Origin of the sequence: Streptomyces sp. NBC_00525 (assembly GCF_036346595.1) — a bacterium.
GTDB lineage: Bacteria > Actinomycetota > Actinomycetes > Streptomycetales > Streptomycetaceae > Streptomyces.
The window spans coordinates 2,114,563-2,130,328 of the sequence record NZ_CP107834.1 but is presented as its reverse complement, the minus strand read 5'-3'; the positions used below and the strand labels follow the sequence as shown (position 1 = coordinate 2,130,328).

The 15,766-nt window shown below is 71.2% G+C and carries 13 protein-coding genes; 6 read left to right on the top strand and 7 right to left on the bottom strand.

Annotated features, from left to right (window positions below; genetic code table 11):
• Nucleotides 1–572 precede the first annotated feature (572 nt).
• Genes OG710_RS09400 through OG710_RS09390 form a run of 3 tightly spaced genes read left to right on the top strand, consistent with a single transcriptional unit; the run spans nt 573 to nt 4,551 of the window.
• A complete protein-coding gene (locus OG710_RS09400) occupies nt 573–2,672 on the top strand; it encodes a helix-turn-helix domain-containing protein (RefSeq protein ID WP_330242201.1) in 2,100 nt (699 codons plus the stop codon).
• Nucleotides 2,669–3,661, top strand: a complete 993-nt coding sequence (locus tag OG710_RS09395) for a hypothetical protein (RefSeq protein ID WP_330238909.1) — start codon at nt 2,669–2,671, stop codon at nt 3,659–3,661. The genes OG710_RS09400 and OG710_RS09395 overlap by 4 nt, the downstream gene beginning before the upstream one ends.
• A complete protein-coding gene (locus tag OG710_RS09390) occupies nt 3,658–4,551 on the top strand; it encodes a DUF6339 family protein (RefSeq protein WP_330238908.1) in 894 nt (297 codons plus the stop codon). The genes OG710_RS09395 and OG710_RS09390 overlap by 4 nt, the downstream gene beginning before the upstream one ends.
• Before the next feature lie 22 nt (nt 4,552–4,573).
• Here the strand turns inward: OG710_RS09390 and OG710_RS09385 are convergent, their stop codons facing one another.
• From OG710_RS09385 to OG710_RS09355, 7 genes are all read right to left on the bottom strand, one after another.
• Complete coding sequence (locus tag OG710_RS09385; protein ID WP_330238907.1) at nt 4,574–5,797, bottom strand: DNA cytosine methyltransferase; 1,224 nt, start codon at nt 5,795–5,797, stop codon at nt 4,574–4,576.
• A 31-nt stretch (nt 5,798–5,828) separates the two neighbouring features.
• Nucleotides 5,829–6,800 carry a DNA cytosine methyltransferase gene (locus OG710_RS09380; RefSeq protein ID WP_330238906.1) on the bottom strand — a complete coding sequence of 324 codons (972 nt, stop codon included), beginning with the start codon at nt 6,798–6,800 and terminating at the stop codon, nt 5,829–5,831.
• Complete coding sequence (locus tag OG710_RS09375) at nt 6,797–7,249, bottom strand: very short patch repair endonuclease (RefSeq protein WP_330238905.1); 453 nt, start codon at nt 7,247–7,249, stop codon at nt 6,797–6,799. Before OG710_RS09375 ends, OG710_RS09380 begins: the two co-directional genes overlap by 4 nt.
• Before the next feature lie 14 nt (nt 7,250–7,263).
• Nucleotides 7,264–10,185, bottom strand: coding sequence for a Z1 domain-containing protein (locus tag OG710_RS09370; protein ID WP_330238904.1), 2,922 nt, complete (start codon nt 10,183–10,185; stop codon nt 7,264–7,266).
• Nucleotides 10,186–10,258: 73 nt separating this feature from the next.
• A complete protein-coding gene (locus OG710_RS09365) occupies nt 10,259–11,788 on the bottom strand; it encodes an ATP-binding protein (protein ID WP_330238903.1) in 1,530 nt (509 codons plus the stop codon).
• A 128-nt stretch (nt 11,789–11,916) separates the two neighbouring features.
• Nucleotides 11,917–12,423 carry a GNAT family N-acetyltransferase gene (locus OG710_RS09360; RefSeq protein WP_330238902.1) on the bottom strand — a complete coding sequence of 169 codons (507 nt, stop codon included), beginning with the start codon at nt 12,421–12,423 and terminating at the stop codon, nt 11,917–11,919.
• Nucleotides 12,424–12,428: 5 nt separating this feature from the next.
• Nucleotides 12,429–13,436, bottom strand: a complete 1,008-nt coding sequence (locus tag OG710_RS09355) for an SEC-C domain-containing protein (RefSeq protein WP_330238901.1) — start codon at nt 13,434–13,436, stop codon at nt 12,429–12,431.
• A 191-nt stretch (nt 13,437–13,627) separates the two neighbouring features.
• Between OG710_RS09355 and OG710_RS09350 the strand changes: the two genes are divergently transcribed.
• From OG710_RS09350 to OG710_RS09340, 3 genes are all read left to right on the top strand, one after another.
• On the top strand, nt 13,628–13,786 hold the full coding sequence (locus tag OG710_RS09350; protein ID WP_111331254.1) for a DUF3311 domain-containing protein: 159 nt from the start codon (nt 13,628–13,630) through the stop codon (nt 13,784–13,786).
• Entirely contained in the window at nt 13,783–15,303 is a 1,521-nt protein-coding gene (locus OG710_RS09345; protein WP_330238900.1) for a sodium:solute symporter family protein, read from the top strand. The genes OG710_RS09350 and OG710_RS09345 overlap by 4 nt, the downstream gene beginning before the upstream one ends.
• A 66-nt stretch (nt 15,304–15,369) precedes the next feature.
• On the top strand, nt 15,370–15,705 hold the full coding sequence (locus tag OG710_RS09340) for a DUF6412 domain-containing protein (RefSeq protein ID WP_330238899.1): 336 nt from the start codon (nt 15,370–15,372) through the stop codon (nt 15,703–15,705).
• Nucleotides 15,706–15,766: the final 61 nt, after the last annotated feature.

Genomic DNA, 15,766 nt, shown 5'->3' with positions numbered 1-15,766 from the left:
CGCGGGTGAACGGTGCCGGGATCGGCAATGACGGTGGCGCACGTGCAGAGGGCTGAATGCATGTGTGTACGCGAATTCAGCAAGCGAATAATTTTGTCCGGTGAGAACGGCGTTTCGGATGGGCGAGTGAGAGAAGAGAAGCGCATTTCGTGGATGCGGTCAAGGGGTTCTCGCCCTGTAGAAAACCCGTGATCAGACGCGTGGGTGGCGTCCGGGCACGACAAATGGAGCACCTGGAAAAGCGTGCCTCCCGAGCCCTGGTAAGAGCTCTCCGGTACCGACCTTAGCTGCTCGGACGGGTCTGTTCAAGAGGCTTCGGACGTGGTTCTCGGAAGCTCGAAGCGGGCCGCCGGGAGGTTGATTCGGACTGTTCGGACAATAGGCTCGAAGGTGAATGAAGGTGGTTGAACGGGGATGTCTCCGTGCAATTGGGTCAGGGGAAAGGGTGAACATTCCGACTGCCTTCCGGGTGCGTCAAATCCCGTTATCGCTCCTCGGGCGGTGTCAAATTTGGGGTACGGTGGTCCCCTGGTCACGCGCGCAGCCGAGGAGTGGTGACGTTGGACAGCGGCATGGAGTTCGGGCCCTGGCTCGCCCGACAGCTGAAGCAGGTGGGCATGAGCCAGGCCGACCTCGGCGAGCGCATCGGGATGACGCGAGCCGCGGTGTCGGCCTGGATCACCGGCCGGGCGACACCGCGTACGGAGACCATCGCCAAGATCGCCGAGGCCCTCGGCACCGACCTCGGCACGATTCACACCCGCACCGCGGACACGCTGTCCGGGCTTCCCGTCACCTGGTACCACCGGCCCGGATACGCCGACGGAGGGCGTGACTTCGGCAACGCCGCCGCCTTCGCCTTCGAGGCAGACGTCGAGGTCCTCGCCCGCGAGGCCACGCAGAACAGTCTCGACGAACGGCTCGACCGCAACCAGCCGGTCCGAGTGCGCTACACGCTCCACGAATTGACGGGCGAGACCCTGGCCCGGTTCCGCGAGGAGATCCGCTGGGACGACCTCCTCCCGCACTACCAGGCGGCGGCGGCCCAGCAGCAGAAGGTCGGCCGGGTCATCGCCGCCGGTCTGAGCGACATGTACGACCGCGACCGGCTGGTGCTCCTGCGCGTCGACGACTACAACGCCTCCGGGCTGACCGGCGACGACTACGAGAACGGCCGTTTCGCGGCCGTGGTGCGTCGCCAACTCGACAGTCACAAGACGGGAAGCGGCGCGGGCGGCTCGTACGGCCTCGGCAAGGCGACGCTCTGGGCGACGAGCCGTCTCGGCCTCGTCCTCATCAACTCCACCCTCTCCGAGCCACACGAGGGACGCACGGAGCGGCGTCTCATCGGCCGGCTGGACCTTCCCTGGCGCGAAGTCGACGGCCACCACTGGGCCGGACCGGCCTGGTTCGGCCGCCCCGACCCGGACGCTGACAGCACGGACGTCGCCCGGTCGTGGTGGGCCGACGAGGAGCGGGTCGAGCGCCTCCACCTCACGCGGGAGAGCGACGAGCCGGGTACGTCGTTCCTGATCGTCGGCGCCCACGACGTGGCCAGCCTCGTCGACCCCGAGGCGGAGCGGAACGGGGTCGAGGACGACGACAGCGTGCAACGGATGCACAAGCGTCTCGTCCAAGCCCTCGGCCGGAACTTCTGGGCCGCGATGACCGCGGGGCAGACACGACGACCGCTGCTGGAGGCATCGGTCAGAACGCTTCGCAACGGTGCGGAGATCTTCGCGGAGGAGCGGGTCGACCCCGGCATCGAGCAGCCCGCACGCACCCGCGCGCTGCGGGCGTTCTTCGACGGGACGACCGTGGAGCGGCTCACCGCCTCGGGGCAGGTGGCCAGGGCCGAGGTGACGCTCGGGGTCCCCGCTCTCGGGGGAAGGAAGGAGAAAGTCGAGCACCGGGCCGTTGTCCTCGTCACCGATGCGGACGACGTCGGCAAGCACAACCACGTGGTCACGATGCGGGGCAACCGCATGGCCGTACGGGAAGCCCGCGTGGGGGACCTCGCCGTCGGCACCAACCCCTTCCACGCCGTACTGCTCACGGGTCACGCCGCCGGGGAGGACGCGCCGGGCGCGGACGAGGCCGAGGCATTCCTCCGCGCCTCCGAGCCGCCCGAGCACAACAAGTGGGGGCAGACGGAGGAGCTGCGGATGCTGTACTCGCCCTCCGCGTACCGCCAGATCGCCAAGCTCACCACCGAGACGAACAAGGCCGTGCGCGACCTCGTCGCCGTCCCCAAGGCGAAGCGTGCGGGCGGCTCCGCCCGGCTGCGCAAGAAGCTCACCTTGGGTGGCAAGCGGGCGCCCCGCCCCGCCGGGCCCTCGGCACTGCCGACGCTGGAGGAACTGGACGCCTTCGTCGACGAGAACGGCGCGTGGTGCGTCACCGGGGAGGTGAAGATCCCCGCCGGCGGAGACGGCGCCCGACCGACCCCCGTGGCAAAACTCGACGTGCGCTCCGGACCGCGCCCCGTCCTGGAGTGGGCGCAGCTCGCGGGCGTACACAACTGCGAAGTGGTGGACGGCTCCCTGCACTTCGCGCCGGGAGCCCGCAAGGCGACGTTCAGGGGTACGACCGATGTCGCCACACACCCGGTGAAGGCCGTGTACACCGGCCTCGTCGTGGAACTCGGAACCGACAAGGGGGGCCAGGCATGAGGGGCTATCCGTACCAGCGGCTGCCCGGCACGGTGGCGCTGCGGGTCACGGGCGTGGAACTGCGGGGCCCCGGCGAAGCCCGTGAACCGCTCGACACGAAGACGTTCTCCACCATCGAGCAGGTGGTGGCCCTGGGGCTGGCCGAACGGGACGACTGGGAGCGGGCCAGGCTGTCGCTCGCGGTCGTCGTTCCCGGCCGCGCCACCGACCCCGACGGCCCCTGGTCCGACGTGTCGGTCGCGGTCGTGGTCACGGAGGGCGCCACCAACACCCGGACCACCGTCTGTCTGGAGCCGCTCGCCGAGGGCGGTCGTGAGTGGGCCGGCCACGTCGATCTGTGGCGGGCGGACCACCTCGACCGCGCGACGATGACCGCACACGTGGTCGCCGCGGTCGACGGAGTGCGGGGACGCATGATCGCCGAGTCCGCGAAGGACTGGATCGTCGACATGAAGTCCGATGCCCCGCTGCGCGAGAGGGAACTCGACGTGTCCGAGGTCGGGTTCCGCGAGGGCCCCGAGTGGCTGCGGCCCTTCGCCGACGTGCCGTGGACCGTAGATACCTCCGGCGAGGTGCCCACCGTCCATGTGAACACCGATTTCGAGGGTGTCACGGAACTGGTCGACGGCACCGGCACGGCGGTCGAGAGTCTGGTCCGCGACCTCCTGATCGCCCAGATGTGCACGGACGTGTGGACGGCCGTGTTCCACACGGCCATCGGGGACCTGGAGGTCGAGGACGACGGCACCCCGCTCTTCCCGCAGGACTGGCGGGGCGAGGTGCTGCGGGAAATGCTCCCGGACGTCGTTCCCGACCGGCCGCTCGGGGACGCGCTCCGCGAGGTCCACGGCCGCCGGACCGGCGCGTCGGGATGGACCGATCTCCAGCCGCGCATCCACTACGCCGCGACACGCCGGGCGGAAGTACCGAAGGCCCTGACGGCGACCATTCGCGGCCTCGACCGACTCGACCGGGGGACCGACGCGTGACCGACAGACCCAGCCACCTTCCCGAGCGCCTCGCGCTCCTCGCGGACCTGAACGCCGCCCGCTACATCACCGAGGGGCTGCTCACCGGGAAGGAGGACGTTCCCGCCATCGCGCTCAACAAGGTCACCGAGCCCCTGCCGCGGGAGGAGGCGCGAGGAGCCCTCCAACCGGTCCGCGACCTGGTGGACGACGCCATGCACGCCTTCCGGGACGAGAAGGTGACCGCCGCCGACGCGTGGTTGGCCCCTCGTCTCCACGCGACCCTGCGGCTCACCCGCCGGGAGGCGGCCGACCGCAGGCTGTGGAACTACCTGGCACTGGGGGTCGCCCCCGACTACGTGGTGTGGCGGCACACGACGGAACCCCGCAAGGAGCGGGATGTGCCGAAGGCCGCGGCGACACGGTTTCGCGGCGCCTCGTACACCCAGGCATTCGCCCGGCTGTGGTGGGCGGCCGAGCTGTTCCGCAACGGCTCCGACTACGGACCGGTCGCCACGGTCTGTGCCCACCAGGACATGCTCAACACGGCCCTGCGGCTCGCCGTCATCGACCACCGGCCCACGGCACAGGCACTGGTGAAGCTGATCGACAGCGCCACCGTCCGCACCGGCCGGGAGATCAACGCACTGGCGCAGGCGGTCAACGCGTCTGCCGCCACGCTCATGTACGACGTCATCGCACCGGACGTCGAACGGGACGGCCGGGCGACGGCGCGGTGGATCGAGGGCGGTGAGTGGGCGCCGGCGGTGCCACGCAGAGCGCTCCCGGAAGGACCGGACGAGGAGCGGGCCCCGGAAGCCTCCGTCGCCGTCCTCGCCGAGCACTTCGCGGAACTCTTCGCAGGCGCTCCGGTACGGGGGAAGAAGGCCGAGGGCGACGAGACGGAGTGACCGGGCGGCCCGGAGGCCTGTGTCAGGAGTCTTCGGACCGGTCCTCCGGCGCCCACTCCGCGAGTTGGGTGAACCACTCGTCCTTCGGCGGCTCGCGCAGCAGCGCGGCGCTCAGGATGTGCAGGGAGAGGCGCGGCGGGATGGCGTTGCCGATCTGTTGGGCCACATCGGTGGACCGCCACGGATAGCGGGCCGGGAAGGACTGGAGCAGTCCGCCCTCTTCGGGTGAGAGCCGCTCCAGCTCCTCGCCCATCTCCTTCTCGCCCGCCTCGTTCTCCTTCAGCAGGAAGAGCCGGTTGCGGCGGAACTTGCCGGTGATCGTCGCGGCCGGCTCCTCGGAGGTACGGCGCCCCCGGTTCTTCGGGTCGCCTCCGGAGCCGTAGTTGGAGACCAGGACGAAGTCGCGGGGGCGCGTGGCGGCCAGGGCGTCACCGGCCGACACCCACGGCTGCCTGGTGTTCCTCGGCGTCGTGAACAGGGCGCCGTCCTGCGGATCGGCGGCCGGGTCCTCGTGCGCCGCGGGCCGCAGGCGTTCGACGCCCTTGCGGTACCGCTGATGAGTCGGCTCGGGGAAGTAGACGCGCCGCTCCGTGTTCTCCTTGTCCAACTGTGCGATCAGCACGGCACGCCGTCGGGTCTGCGGTACGCCGAAGTCCTCGGCGTGCAGCACATGGGCCTCGGCGGCGTAACCGATGCTTCTCAGGAGCTCGGCGTAGTGCTTCCACACCGGCAGCACGGTGGGGACCTGCTCCAGGACCACTACCTCGTAGGGCTCCCCGCGCTTGAGCTTGGCCTCCATGATCCAACGCAACGGCTGGAGCACGAAGCCGGTGCGGTTGTCGGACATGGCGTCGGTCTCGCGCTTGACTGCCTTCCACGCCTTCTCGAAGGATCGGAGAGTGTGGGGGAGGACCAAGCAGTCGGCGAGCCGCTTCACGTCCTCCAGTGCCTTGTGACCCTCCCGGTTGCCGGCGACCGAGAACGACTGGCACGGGGGCCCGCCGGTGAGGACGTTGGCGCAAACGACCTCGTCGTCGCAAGGATCGAGAGCAGCGACATCCGTGACCTCGGTGGTCCACAGGCCGGCAGCCCGGCGTGTTGTGCAGGTTGCCTCGTCCCACTCGACGCCGATGCTTTCCACGTCGTCCATGATCGCGGCGGCGATATCGAGACCGCCGGGCCCCGCGAAAAGATCAACGATCCGAAATCTCGCGGCGGAGAGTGACGGATGGCGTGGGTGGGTCATGATACGCCAGTGTATCCGGCCAAATTGCTGGTCATTCGCCAAGTGATCGGGTCCGCAGCGCCTCCGCGACCGCCGCGCCCAGTGCCTCGCCCACCGCCGGCGGCGACGCATGCCCGATCTGGCGGTACCGCGCGGTCTTCCGGCCCGCGAAGCGCCACTCCTCCGGGAAACCCTGCAGCAGCGCCGCCTGTGCGACCGTGAGCTTGATCAGGCCCTGGTCGGCGTCGTTCTCGGGCCCGGGCACCTCGTCGGCCAAGGCCCCGCCGTTGACCCCCATCCGCGCCCACGCGGCCTTCGTGCCCGTAGGGCCCAGATCCGCGCCCCCTCGGTTGTCGGAGCCGCCGACCAGCGTCGGTGCCACGGACACCGCCCTGGCCGCCCAGGCGTCGGCGCCGGTCCACCCTCGTGCCGCCATGGAGTCCCGCAGCGCCGTGCCCACCGGCACATGCTCCTTCACCGTGGGCTCCGGCGGCCGGAAGCGGTCGAAGTACCGTTCCTTGAGCGCGACGAGAACTCCCTGTTTCCGGTCCTGGGGCACACCGAAGTCCGCCGCGTTCACGACGAACCAGTGAAGGCGGTAGCCCAGGTGCTCCAGCTCCTCGCGGACGAATTCCCGCAGCGGCTCGAAGGCACCGGCGTCGACCAGCCCCGGCACGTTCTCCAGGATCACCGCGCGCGGCTGGATCGAGTGGGCGAGGAGCACCGCGGCCCGGAGAAGTCGCTCCTCCTCGTCCGTCTCCGCCCGGGCGACCGTCGCGCTCGACCGCAGACGGGGGAGGCCGGCGGACAGCAGGTCGACGTCGTACGTGTGCGGGTGCTCGTCCGGCACGAAGTCCAGCAGGTCCATCTCCAGGACCTTCCAGAGCGGCCGGTTCAGCGCGAGCGTCTCGCAGGCCACCGTCTTCCTGTCCAGCAGCAGTGCCGGATCGAACCCGGCGCGCTCCAGACCGAGGGCCAGCCCACCGGCCCCCGCGCACACATCCACGAACCGCAGGTCGCTCACGCGTCGCCGTCCCCTCGTCGCGTTCCCCTGGTGGACCTCTCGCGATCGACCGTCTCCGCGACCTTCTCGGCGACAGCGGCCGGCGCCTGGTGTTCCCAGAAGCGGAGGACCGTCCACCCCTCGGCGACCAGATGCGCCGTGGTCTCGGCGTCCCGCGCCATGTTGCGATCGAGCTTCTGCCGCCACCACTCGGCGTTGGACTTCGGTTGCGTCGCGTGCTCGGGACAGCCGTGCCAGAAGCATCCGTCCAGGAACACCGCCACCTTGGCCCGAGTGAAGGCGATGTCGATCGTGCGCCGGGACATGTGGGGCACCCGCTCGTTGAGGCGGTACCGGTAGCCGGACGCGTGCAGCAGCTTGCGGACCGCCACCTCCGGTGCGGTGTCGCGGCTCGCCTGGCGACTCATGCGGGCGGACACGGCCGGGGAGGAGGGTCTGGCGGTACTCATCACGACCAAGTCTCCTACGCCAGGCCCTCTTCGCGGTCGATGACGACGGAATCGCTCTTGCTCGAATCGATGGTGCGGAAGCGCACGAGGTTGCGCCGGCCCGCGCTCGCCGAGGCCGGGGCGACCAGACAGAAGGCCATGACGACCTTCCCGGCGTCGAGCGCGCCGTCCGGACCGGGATTCGGCTCCGACTCGGTCAACGGGTAGAGGACCACGACGCCTCGCCGCTCGCGGACCAACGATTCGACGAAGGGGTCGCCGGAGTCCTCCAGCGCACCGGCGACCCGCAGGGCGACCCCGCGGTGCTTCGGCTCGCTGATCGCTCCGAAGAGGTCCCCGCGGCGCCGGGTACGGCGGGCCGGCGAGAGCGGTCCGTGCCCGAGGAGGGTCGCCTCGACCCGCCGGTCCGACGTCTGCTGCGGGGCGATCACCAACCAGTCGTCGATGCCGTCGCCCGCCTCACCCGCGGAGACCAGGGACTGCAGATGCGGCGAGAACTGGTCGGGGGCCGACCATTTCAGCTCGCACAGGATGCCGAGCAGCGTGCCGTGGCCGATCGTGCCGATGCGCGCCCGATAGCTGTCGTCGCGCCCGGCGGCGGCGCAGCGCAGGGTGACGAGGTCGGGGCCCAGCGCCCCCAGCGCCACCCCCCACGCCTCCGCGTTCGCCCGGAGTTCTGCAGGCTCCACCGGGTACGCCGTCGGTTCGACCCACTGGCCCGGGGAGCGGATCTCGACCAGTTCGGCGTTGAACATCTTGTTGCGGGCCGAGGGCTTGATCCAGGACAGGTGCTGGGAGACCAGCGGGGGGATCTGCGCCGGGGTGACCTGGGGTTTGCCGTCCACCAGGGTGGCGTAGCGGGTCAGCTGGGTCCGGAACGTTTCTTCGTCGCGGCAGATGGCCTCGAAGGCCTCGTACAGGTCGATCGTCTTCGTCTTGCCGAGGGGTTCCTCGCGGCCGATGTAGAGGCGGACCAGGTCGCGGTAGCCGGGGCGGAAGCCGAACCAGCGGCCCATCTGCATCAGGGTGTCGGCCTGCTGGGTGGTGCGGCGGTAGTACGTGACCGTCAGGCCCTCGACCGTGAAGCCCCGCGACAGCTTGGTGCCGCCGACCAGGATCTTCCACACGTGCGGGGTGCGCTCGAAGTCGAGGTCGGGCTGGTCGTAGTCGCGCTCGGTGTCGCCGTTGACGACCAGGACGGGGGTGCCGCCGGCGTTGATGAGCTGGCGGGCCCGCGAGACGTACGCCCGCAGCTCCTCGTACGAGTCCGGCGTGGGCAGCTCCGCGTCGGCGAAGCGGTGGAAGTCGGCGGCGAAGAGCGCGGCCAGCCGGTCGTGGCCCGCGCGGCCCGTGTAGCCGGCCTGGTGCCACAGGGTGCTGATGCGCAGGGCCAGGGCCGTGTGCTCGGCCATGCGCACCGATTCGTGGACGAGCATCGTGTGGTGGCGGAACGGCCCCTCCGGCACGCCCCGGTCCGCGCGGTACAGCTTGAGCGCGCCCGTGAGGACGAACGCGTCGAGGGCCTCCTGGAGGCGGTCGCCGGTGTCCTCGTAGATGCCGCGGATGTGCGTCTCCTCGGCGGTGCCCTCGTCCGTGTCGAGGTCGTGGAAGTCCTGGACGCCCATGTAGCCGGACGGGCGGGGCAGCGAGATCAGGAAGTCGCGCGGGAAGATGTCCGCGCTGTCGCCCGGGTCGATGAAGACGTTGGCGAACGGGGTCGCGGTGTAGCCGACGTACTGGGCGCGCGGCAGCAGGCCGAGCAGCTGGGAGATCTGGCCGTTGATGGCCGTACGGGTGACCTTGCCCTCCTCCCACTTCTTCGGGTCCGTCGTGTTGACCGACGCCTGGTCCGACTCGTCGTCGATGATCAGCGCGGGGATCTCGGAGAGGATCGGGCCGATCTTCTTCAGGTCGTTGATCAGCTTGTCCAGGACGGACTTGTTCTTCTTCACGACCATGATCCGGGCCGCCGCGTGGTGCAGGTTGGCCGGGGCGTACAGCGGCTCGGTGCGGGACTGCTTCTCGAATTCGAGGGCGCGGATGCCGTTGAGCAGGCTCTTGTAGTCCTTGTCGCGGGTGGTGAGGCGTTCGATGTCGAAGGCGCCCAGGGCGGAGGGCCGGCCGCCGTGGCTGACGAACTTCTCCGGCCAGTCCGCGTCCTCCTGGTAGTCGATGCCGACCAGGGCGTCCGGGTCGGCCGGGTCCGCCCCGCGCAGGATGTTCTCCTGGCCGATCAGCTCCATGTCGAGCCGGCGCTGGGTCTGGCCCCGCAGCAGGTTCAGCGTGCCGCCGAGGACGATGACCAGGCGGTATCCGGCGTCGATGGCCTTCGCGGTGACCCCGGTGAAGTTGGCGGTCTTGCCCGACTGGACGTAGCCCACGACCAGCCCGCGCGCGCCGTACGCCTCGGGTCGGGTCGGGTCGGAGAGGCGCTCGACCACGGCGTGGCTCGCCTCGTCGAGGCCGGAGACCGCCGCGTCCGGCCAGCCCTTGGCGCGCAGCAGCCGCTCGTAGGCGTTCCAGTAGAACGAGCGCGCGGCGGCCGTGTCCCGCGAGTACCAGGAGGTGAACTCCTTGCTGATGACGGCCGGTCCGGGCTCCTTGAACACCGGGACGGCGCTGTCCAGCGCCTTGCGGAGGCCGGCGGCGAAGCCCAGCCGGTCGTACGCGTCCGCGCGGCGCGCGTCCGTACGGGGCGGCGCCTGGGACCAGTCGGCCTGCTCGGCCAGGTCCCAGGCGGTCAGGGTGCGGTGCCACAGCGCGATCAGCCCGTCCCCCGGATCGGCGGCCAGCACGCGGTCCAGGAAGAGGGAGAGCGTGGTGTCGGCGGGCTCCTCGTCCTCCGAGAGCGCGAAGGCCAGCTTCGCGAAGGGCCTGGGCCCCCGGCGCATCGCGGCCAGCACATCGCCGTGCAGGGTGAACAGGTGGTCGGTCATGACGGGCGGCTCTCTCGGATCGGCGCGGGAACGGGGGGCGGCCAGGACGGGGGAAGGGGGGAGGAAGCGGGGGTCAGCGCTCCATCTCGCAGCGCGCCGCCGTGACCAGGACGCTGTTCCACAGCGCCACGTTGTCGGTGTGGACGGCCCGGACCCGTTCCTTCTGGAAGATCTCGTTGACCATCAGATAGAGCATGCTCTTGATCACCGGCGCGTCGTTCAGCCCGCCGCGCCGGCCGCCGTTCAGCACCTGCCGGTACTCGCGGTTGAGCCGGACCTCCCGGTGCTCGCGGTCCAGCTCGAAGAAGACGTCCGGCGGCAGGCTGTCCCAGCGGAACGCGATCGGGTCCTCGCCCTCCAGCTCCGGCAGCTCGTCGCGCAGCGTGCGCCGCAGCTTCGGGTCCATCCCCTTGCCCGCCGGCAGGACCGCCTTGCGCTGCGGCTCGGTGGCGCGCCGGGCCGCCTCCCGGTACGTGAGCGCCGCCTCCTGGACGTACGCGGCGAAGGTGTGGCCCGAGCCGTCCGCGGCCCGCTCCAGGCCGCGCGCGAACGCGGGGGTGACGGTCACGCCGTCCTTCTTCACGGTGAGGTTGAAGACGTCGTTCGGGCCGGGCGGCAGGTCGACGGCGATCCGGGCGAGCGCGAGGTGGCCCTCCGGGCTGCGGGTGCCGTTCCAGCCGCCCGCCTGGACGAGGCGGTCGTTGCGGTAGATGTAGAAGCCCTGGCGCTCGGCGAGCGGTCCGATGCCCCGGAAGCTGACCAGCGGGGACTTCGGCGGCCAGATGTGCGCGCTCAGCGCGACCTCGCCGACGCCCTCGACCGGCGCGGAGTACGTACGGGGGTAGCCGGCCCGGCCGGGCACCCGGTAGCCGAACGGGTCGATCGGCTCGACGCCCCGGTGGTCCAGCTCCTCCCTGGTCCGTACGTCCTCCACGACGATGTCGATGTTGAAGCCGTCGCGGGCCAGGAAGCGGTGGAGGTAGAGGCCCAGATGGGTCTCCAGCTTCTCGATCGCGTCGTTGAGATAGCGGTCGGTCTGCCCGGCGGTGATGGTCTCGAAGGCGCGGACCCGGTCCCAGCGCACGATCGTGCCCTGCCACTGGATGACGCCGTCGTAGCGGTCGACGAGGTCCTGGCAGTACTCCGGGTCCACGATGTCGCAGCTGAAGTCCGCCTGGGCGCGGGCGGTCAGCCAGCGCCGGCCGGTGGACGGGCTGCGCTTGGTACGGCTGATCACGGTGAGCGATCCGGCGTGCGACAGGGAGGCCGCCTTGAGCCCCGCGCCGAAGTGGCCCAGCGCGGCCTCCCCGTAGCCCTGCCGGCCGCCCACTGTCATCGCGGTGTCCAGCGCCGCGTCGTCCATGCCGCAGCCGTCGTCTATGACGAGCAGGCTGACCAGCCGGTCGTCGTCCCGCAGCAGGCTGACGACGACGTTGCGGGCGCCCGCGTCGATGGAGTTGTCGACTAGGTCGGCGATGGCCGCCTCGAACCCGTACCCCTGGTGGGTCAGCGACTCGACGTACCGGGCGGCGGGCGGGAGCCGCTTGGCGCCGGTGGTGGGGACCTCGAACTGCCAGTCGGCAGAGGGCTGGTAAGGGGCCATGGAGCCTTCCTCGCGCGCACACAGAGCTGGGACCTGGGTGGGGAGGCGCGGCCCTGATGACTAGATGGGATGTGATGGTATTGCAAAGATGGGACAGCCGGGAATTCCGGTGGCCGCCGCGCCCCCGTTCACGCCTCGCGGTGGCCCGCTCCCAGTTCTCGTACGAATTCCAGGCCGCGTTCGCCGTTCAGCAGGACCTCTTCGCCCGTGGCCACGAAGCCCGTGTGGCGCAGGACCGTGCGGGAGGCCGCGTTGGCCAGGCTTGCGCGGGCGCGGAGTGTGGTGAGGGCGTACGTCGTGCGGCACAGGCCGAAGAGGTGGTGGACCGTGGCGGTCGCCAGGCCCCTGCCGGTGGCCTTCTCCGCGAGGCGGAAGCCGAGTTCGGCCGCGCCGTCGGAGACGTCCAGCAGGTTGAAGCGGCCCAGTACCTCGCCGGTGTCCTCCGCCACCAGGACGTGGAAGTGGCAGACGCCCGTCTCCTGTTCGGCGAGCAGGGCGGCGTGGCGGGCCGGGAAGTCGGTGAAGTAGGCGTCGCCGCGGTCCGGGACGGAGGCGGCGAAGAAGGCACGGTTGGCCTCCTCGAACGCGAGGACGGCGGGGGCGTGGTCGGCGCGCAGGCGCTGGAGCGCGGGCATGTCCGTCAGCCCACCCGCCCGCCGTGGCACTCCCGGTACGACTCGCCCGAGCCGCACCAGCACGCCCCGCTCTTCGGCGGCGGCCACGGGACCGCGCGGCCCCGGGCGGCCAGGGTGGTGGCGTACTGGGGGAGCAGGTCCGGGTCCGCCGGGGACGCGGCCTCCGAGGCGGCGAAGGCCTCGTAGGAGGGGACCGTGCCGGTGACGATGCCCAGGTTCGGGGTGCCCGCCGCCTGGAGGTCGCGCAGCGCGGTCTCCAGGCGCGCCAGATGGTCCGGGTGCGAGGCGTACTCGCTGCCCAGGCCCGGGTAGGCGGTGAGCAGTTCGCGCAGTTCGTCCGCCGGCCAGTGCAGCACCGCCACCGGGAACGGGCGCGACAACGCCGTGCGGTACGTGCCCAGTTCGGCGCGGAGCCGGGTGATCTCGGCGCGCAGCTCGCCCGGGTCCGAGGAGCCGAGCGACCACAGGCGTTTCGGGTCGTGCAGCTCGTCCAGCGGGACCGCCGCCGTGTGCAGCGTGTCGGCCAGCTCGTCCCAGGCGTCGTGCGCGGCGCCCAGCAGCCTGCGCACCCGGTGGCGGCCGGTGAGCAGCGACTGGGTGGCGTACGGCACCTCCTCGCCCGGGGCGATCAGCAGCCGCAGGGCCGTGGAGAAGAGGTCGTGGGCCGCCTCCAGCTCGTCGTGGGCCTCCAGCGTCTCGGCCGCGATCTCCCAGGGCGCCGCCTCCTGCGGGGCCGCCACGCGCACGCCGTCGATGAGCGCGCGGGCCTCCGCCTCGTGGCCGTACTCCCAGAGGTTCGACGCGCTCAGCGCCTTCACCAGCTGCGGGTGCTCGGTGCCGGGGGAGTTGAGGAGTTCGTCGTAGAGCGTCGCGGCGCGGGCGCGTTCGCCGGCGAGTTCCAGGTGGGCCGCCGCCTGGAGGAGGAGTGGTTCGTGGTCCTCGGGGTACTGCGCCGCGGTGCGGAGCAGACGCTCGGCTTCGGTGATGTGGTCGGAAGGAGTGTCGGGGCGCATGGACCACACCGTACTGCTGTACGGGCCCGGAACGGGGGGCTTGTCCACAGGTGGGGAGAGCCGTCCGATCCGCCGGCCGACACGCCGCTCGGATCGCCCGACCCGCCGGGCCCCGCCGGGGCTCCGGTCCGCGCGGGGCCGAGCCCGTAAGGTACTCCGACGTGCTCAGACGACGTCCGCGGTTGTTGTGGTTGCTGGTCCCCTATGTCCTCTACCTCGGGGCGCTGCCGTTCGTGAACCGGGTCGAACCGGTCGTTCTCGGGCTGCCGTTCCTCTTCCTCTGGCTGCTCGGGGCGACCCTGCTGACCCCCGTCGCCGTCTGGCTGGCCCGGCGGGGTGACCGCCGGTGAACGCCACCGTCGCGACCTCCGTCTTCGGGGTCTTCATGGTCGCCACCGTCGCCCTCGGCCTGCTCGCCGTACGCGGCCGGCGCGGCGGCAAGAGCGGCCAGGACGGAGAGGGCGGTGAGGGCGGCGGCGGGCTCGCCGAGTGGTCGGTGGGCGGACGCAGCCTGGGCACCGTCTTCATCTGGGTGCTGATGGCCGGCGAGGGCTACACCAGCTTCAGCTACCTCGGCGCCGCCGGCTGGGGCTACAACTACGGCGCGCCCGTCCTCTACGTCGTCGCGTACATGTCCTGCGGTTACGCGCTCGGCTACGTCGTCGGGCCCCTGCTGTGGGCGTACGCGCGCGAGCACGGACTCGTCGGGATCACCGACATGGTGGCGCACCGCTTCGGGCGGCCCTGGCTCGGCGCGCTCGTCGCCGTCCTGGCGACCGTGTTCCTGCTCCCCTGCATCCAGCTCCAGATCACCGGCATGGGCGTCGTCGTCTCGACGATCTCCTACGGCGCCATCAGCCTGAACTGGGCCTACTTCATCGCCTTCGCCGTCACCACCGGGTTCGTCGTCGTCAGCGGGCTGCGCGGCAGCGCCTGGGTGTCCGTGCTGAAGGACCTGCTGGTGATCGTCACGCTCGGATTCCTCGCCGTGTACGTGCCCGCGCACTACTTCGGCGGGTACGGGCCCTTCCTCGACCGGCTCGTCACCGAGAAGAGCGACTGGCTGACCCTCCCCGGCCACGGCGACAGCGGCCTCGGGCAGGCGTGGTTCATCACCACCTCGTTCCTCAACTCCCTCACCGTCGTGATCTTCCCGACCACCGTCGCCGGCTACCTCGGCGCGCGGAACGCCGACGTGCTGCGCCGCAACGCCATGTGGCTGCCCGCCTACAACGTCCTCCTCTTCGTCCCGATGCTCCTCGGCATGGCCGCGCTGTTCGTGGTGCCGGGGCTCGTCGGCGCCGAGTCCAACCTCGCTCTGTTCGAGCTGGTCACGGACTCGCTGCCCGCCTGGTCGGTGGGCGTCATCGGGGTCGCCGCCGCACTCTCCTCGATCGTGCCCATGGCCGTGTTCATGCTGGTCATCGGCACGATGTGGGGCCGCAGCGTGCTCTCACTCGTGCCCCGCTGGGAGCGCCGGCAGAAGGGGGCCGCGCAACTGGTCGTCGTGGTCGCCGGGGCGCTCGCGCTGCTGCTCACGTACACCGCCCCCAACACCCTCGTCCGCCTCTCGCTCATCTCGTACGAGGGCATGGCGCAACTGCTGCCCATGGTGCTGCTGGGGCTCGTGTGGCGCCGGCTGACGCTGCTCGGGGCGCTGAGCGGGCTCGTCGTCGGGGTGGGCGCGGTGTGCGGGTTCGTGTTCACGGACAACGACCCCGTGTGGGGCGTGAACGCGGGCATCGTCGCCCTCGCCGCCAACCTCGCGGTCGCGCTGGCGGTGACGTACGCGGGGCCGCGCGAGCACGACGCGCGGCCGGACGGGGAGGTGCTGGCCCGCGACGAGCCGGTTGTCAATGCACGTTGACGGCATGGGTTCGTCGTGTATAACGGATGGACCGGCCGCAGCCATCCGGAGAGGGGGGAACCGCCCATGGGCAGCTACGCCGTGAACCGCGTACGCGACGGACTCTCCCGCCTCCTGCGACCCGCCGGGTTGCTGCTCCTGCTGCTCACCGAGGTGCTGCTCGCCGAGGGCGGCACCCTCTCCGCCGCCGTCGCGCTCGCCGCCACCGCGGCCGCCGGCACCGCGCTCGCCGCCTGCGCCGTCATCAGCGCCCGCTGCGCCGCCCCGGTGCCCCGCACCCGCGTCCGTACGGCCATGCGCGACCGGGAGAAACGCACCGCGTTCCTTCCCCAGCGGGACCCCGACGCGCAGGGCCGCCGCCGTCCCCGAGCACCGGGCCACGCCGTCCCGACGGCCGCGTAGGGCACCCCGCTCCCGCTCCTCCCGACCCCGTACGGGCGCGGGCATCTCGCGGACCGTCACG

What these genes read in the sequence shown, in the direction of transcription:
- OG710_RS09400 (WP_330242201.1), top strand. Translation starts at nt 573, where the DNA reads ATGGAGTTCGGGCCCTGGCTCGCCCGACAGCTGAAGCAGGTGGGCATG.
- OG710_RS09395 (WP_330238909.1), top strand. Translation starts at nt 2,669, where the DNA reads ATGAGGGGCTATCCGTACCAGCGGCTGCCCGGCACGGTGGCGCTGCGG.
- OG710_RS09385 (WP_330238907.1), bottom strand. Translation starts at nt 5,797, where the DNA reads ATGACCCACCCACGCCATCCGTCACTCTCCGCCGCGAGATTTCGGATC.
- OG710_RS09375 (WP_330238905.1), bottom strand. Translation starts at nt 7,249, where the DNA reads ATGAGTACCGCCAGACCCTCCTCCCCGGCCGTGTCCGCCCGCATGAGT.
- OG710_RS09370 (WP_330238904.1), bottom strand. Translation starts at nt 10,185, where the DNA reads ATGACCGACCACCTGTTCACCCTGCACGGCGATGTGCTGGCCGCGATG.
- OG710_RS09365 (WP_330238903.1), bottom strand. Translation starts at nt 11,788, where the DNA reads ATGGCCCCTTACCAGCCCTCTGCCGACTGGCAGTTCGAGGTCCCCACC.
- OG710_RS09360 (WP_330238902.1), bottom strand. Translation starts at nt 12,423, where the DNA reads ATGCCCGCGCTCCAGCGCCTGCGCGCCGACCACGCCCCCGCCGTCCTC.
- OG710_RS09355 (WP_330238901.1), bottom strand. Translation starts at nt 13,436, where the DNA reads ATGCGCCCCGACACTCCTTCCGACCACATCACCGAAGCCGAGCGTCTG.
- OG710_RS09340 (WP_330238899.1), top strand. Translation starts at nt 15,370, where the DNA reads ATGGGCAGCTACGCCGTGAACCGCGTACGCGACGGACTCTCCCGCCTC.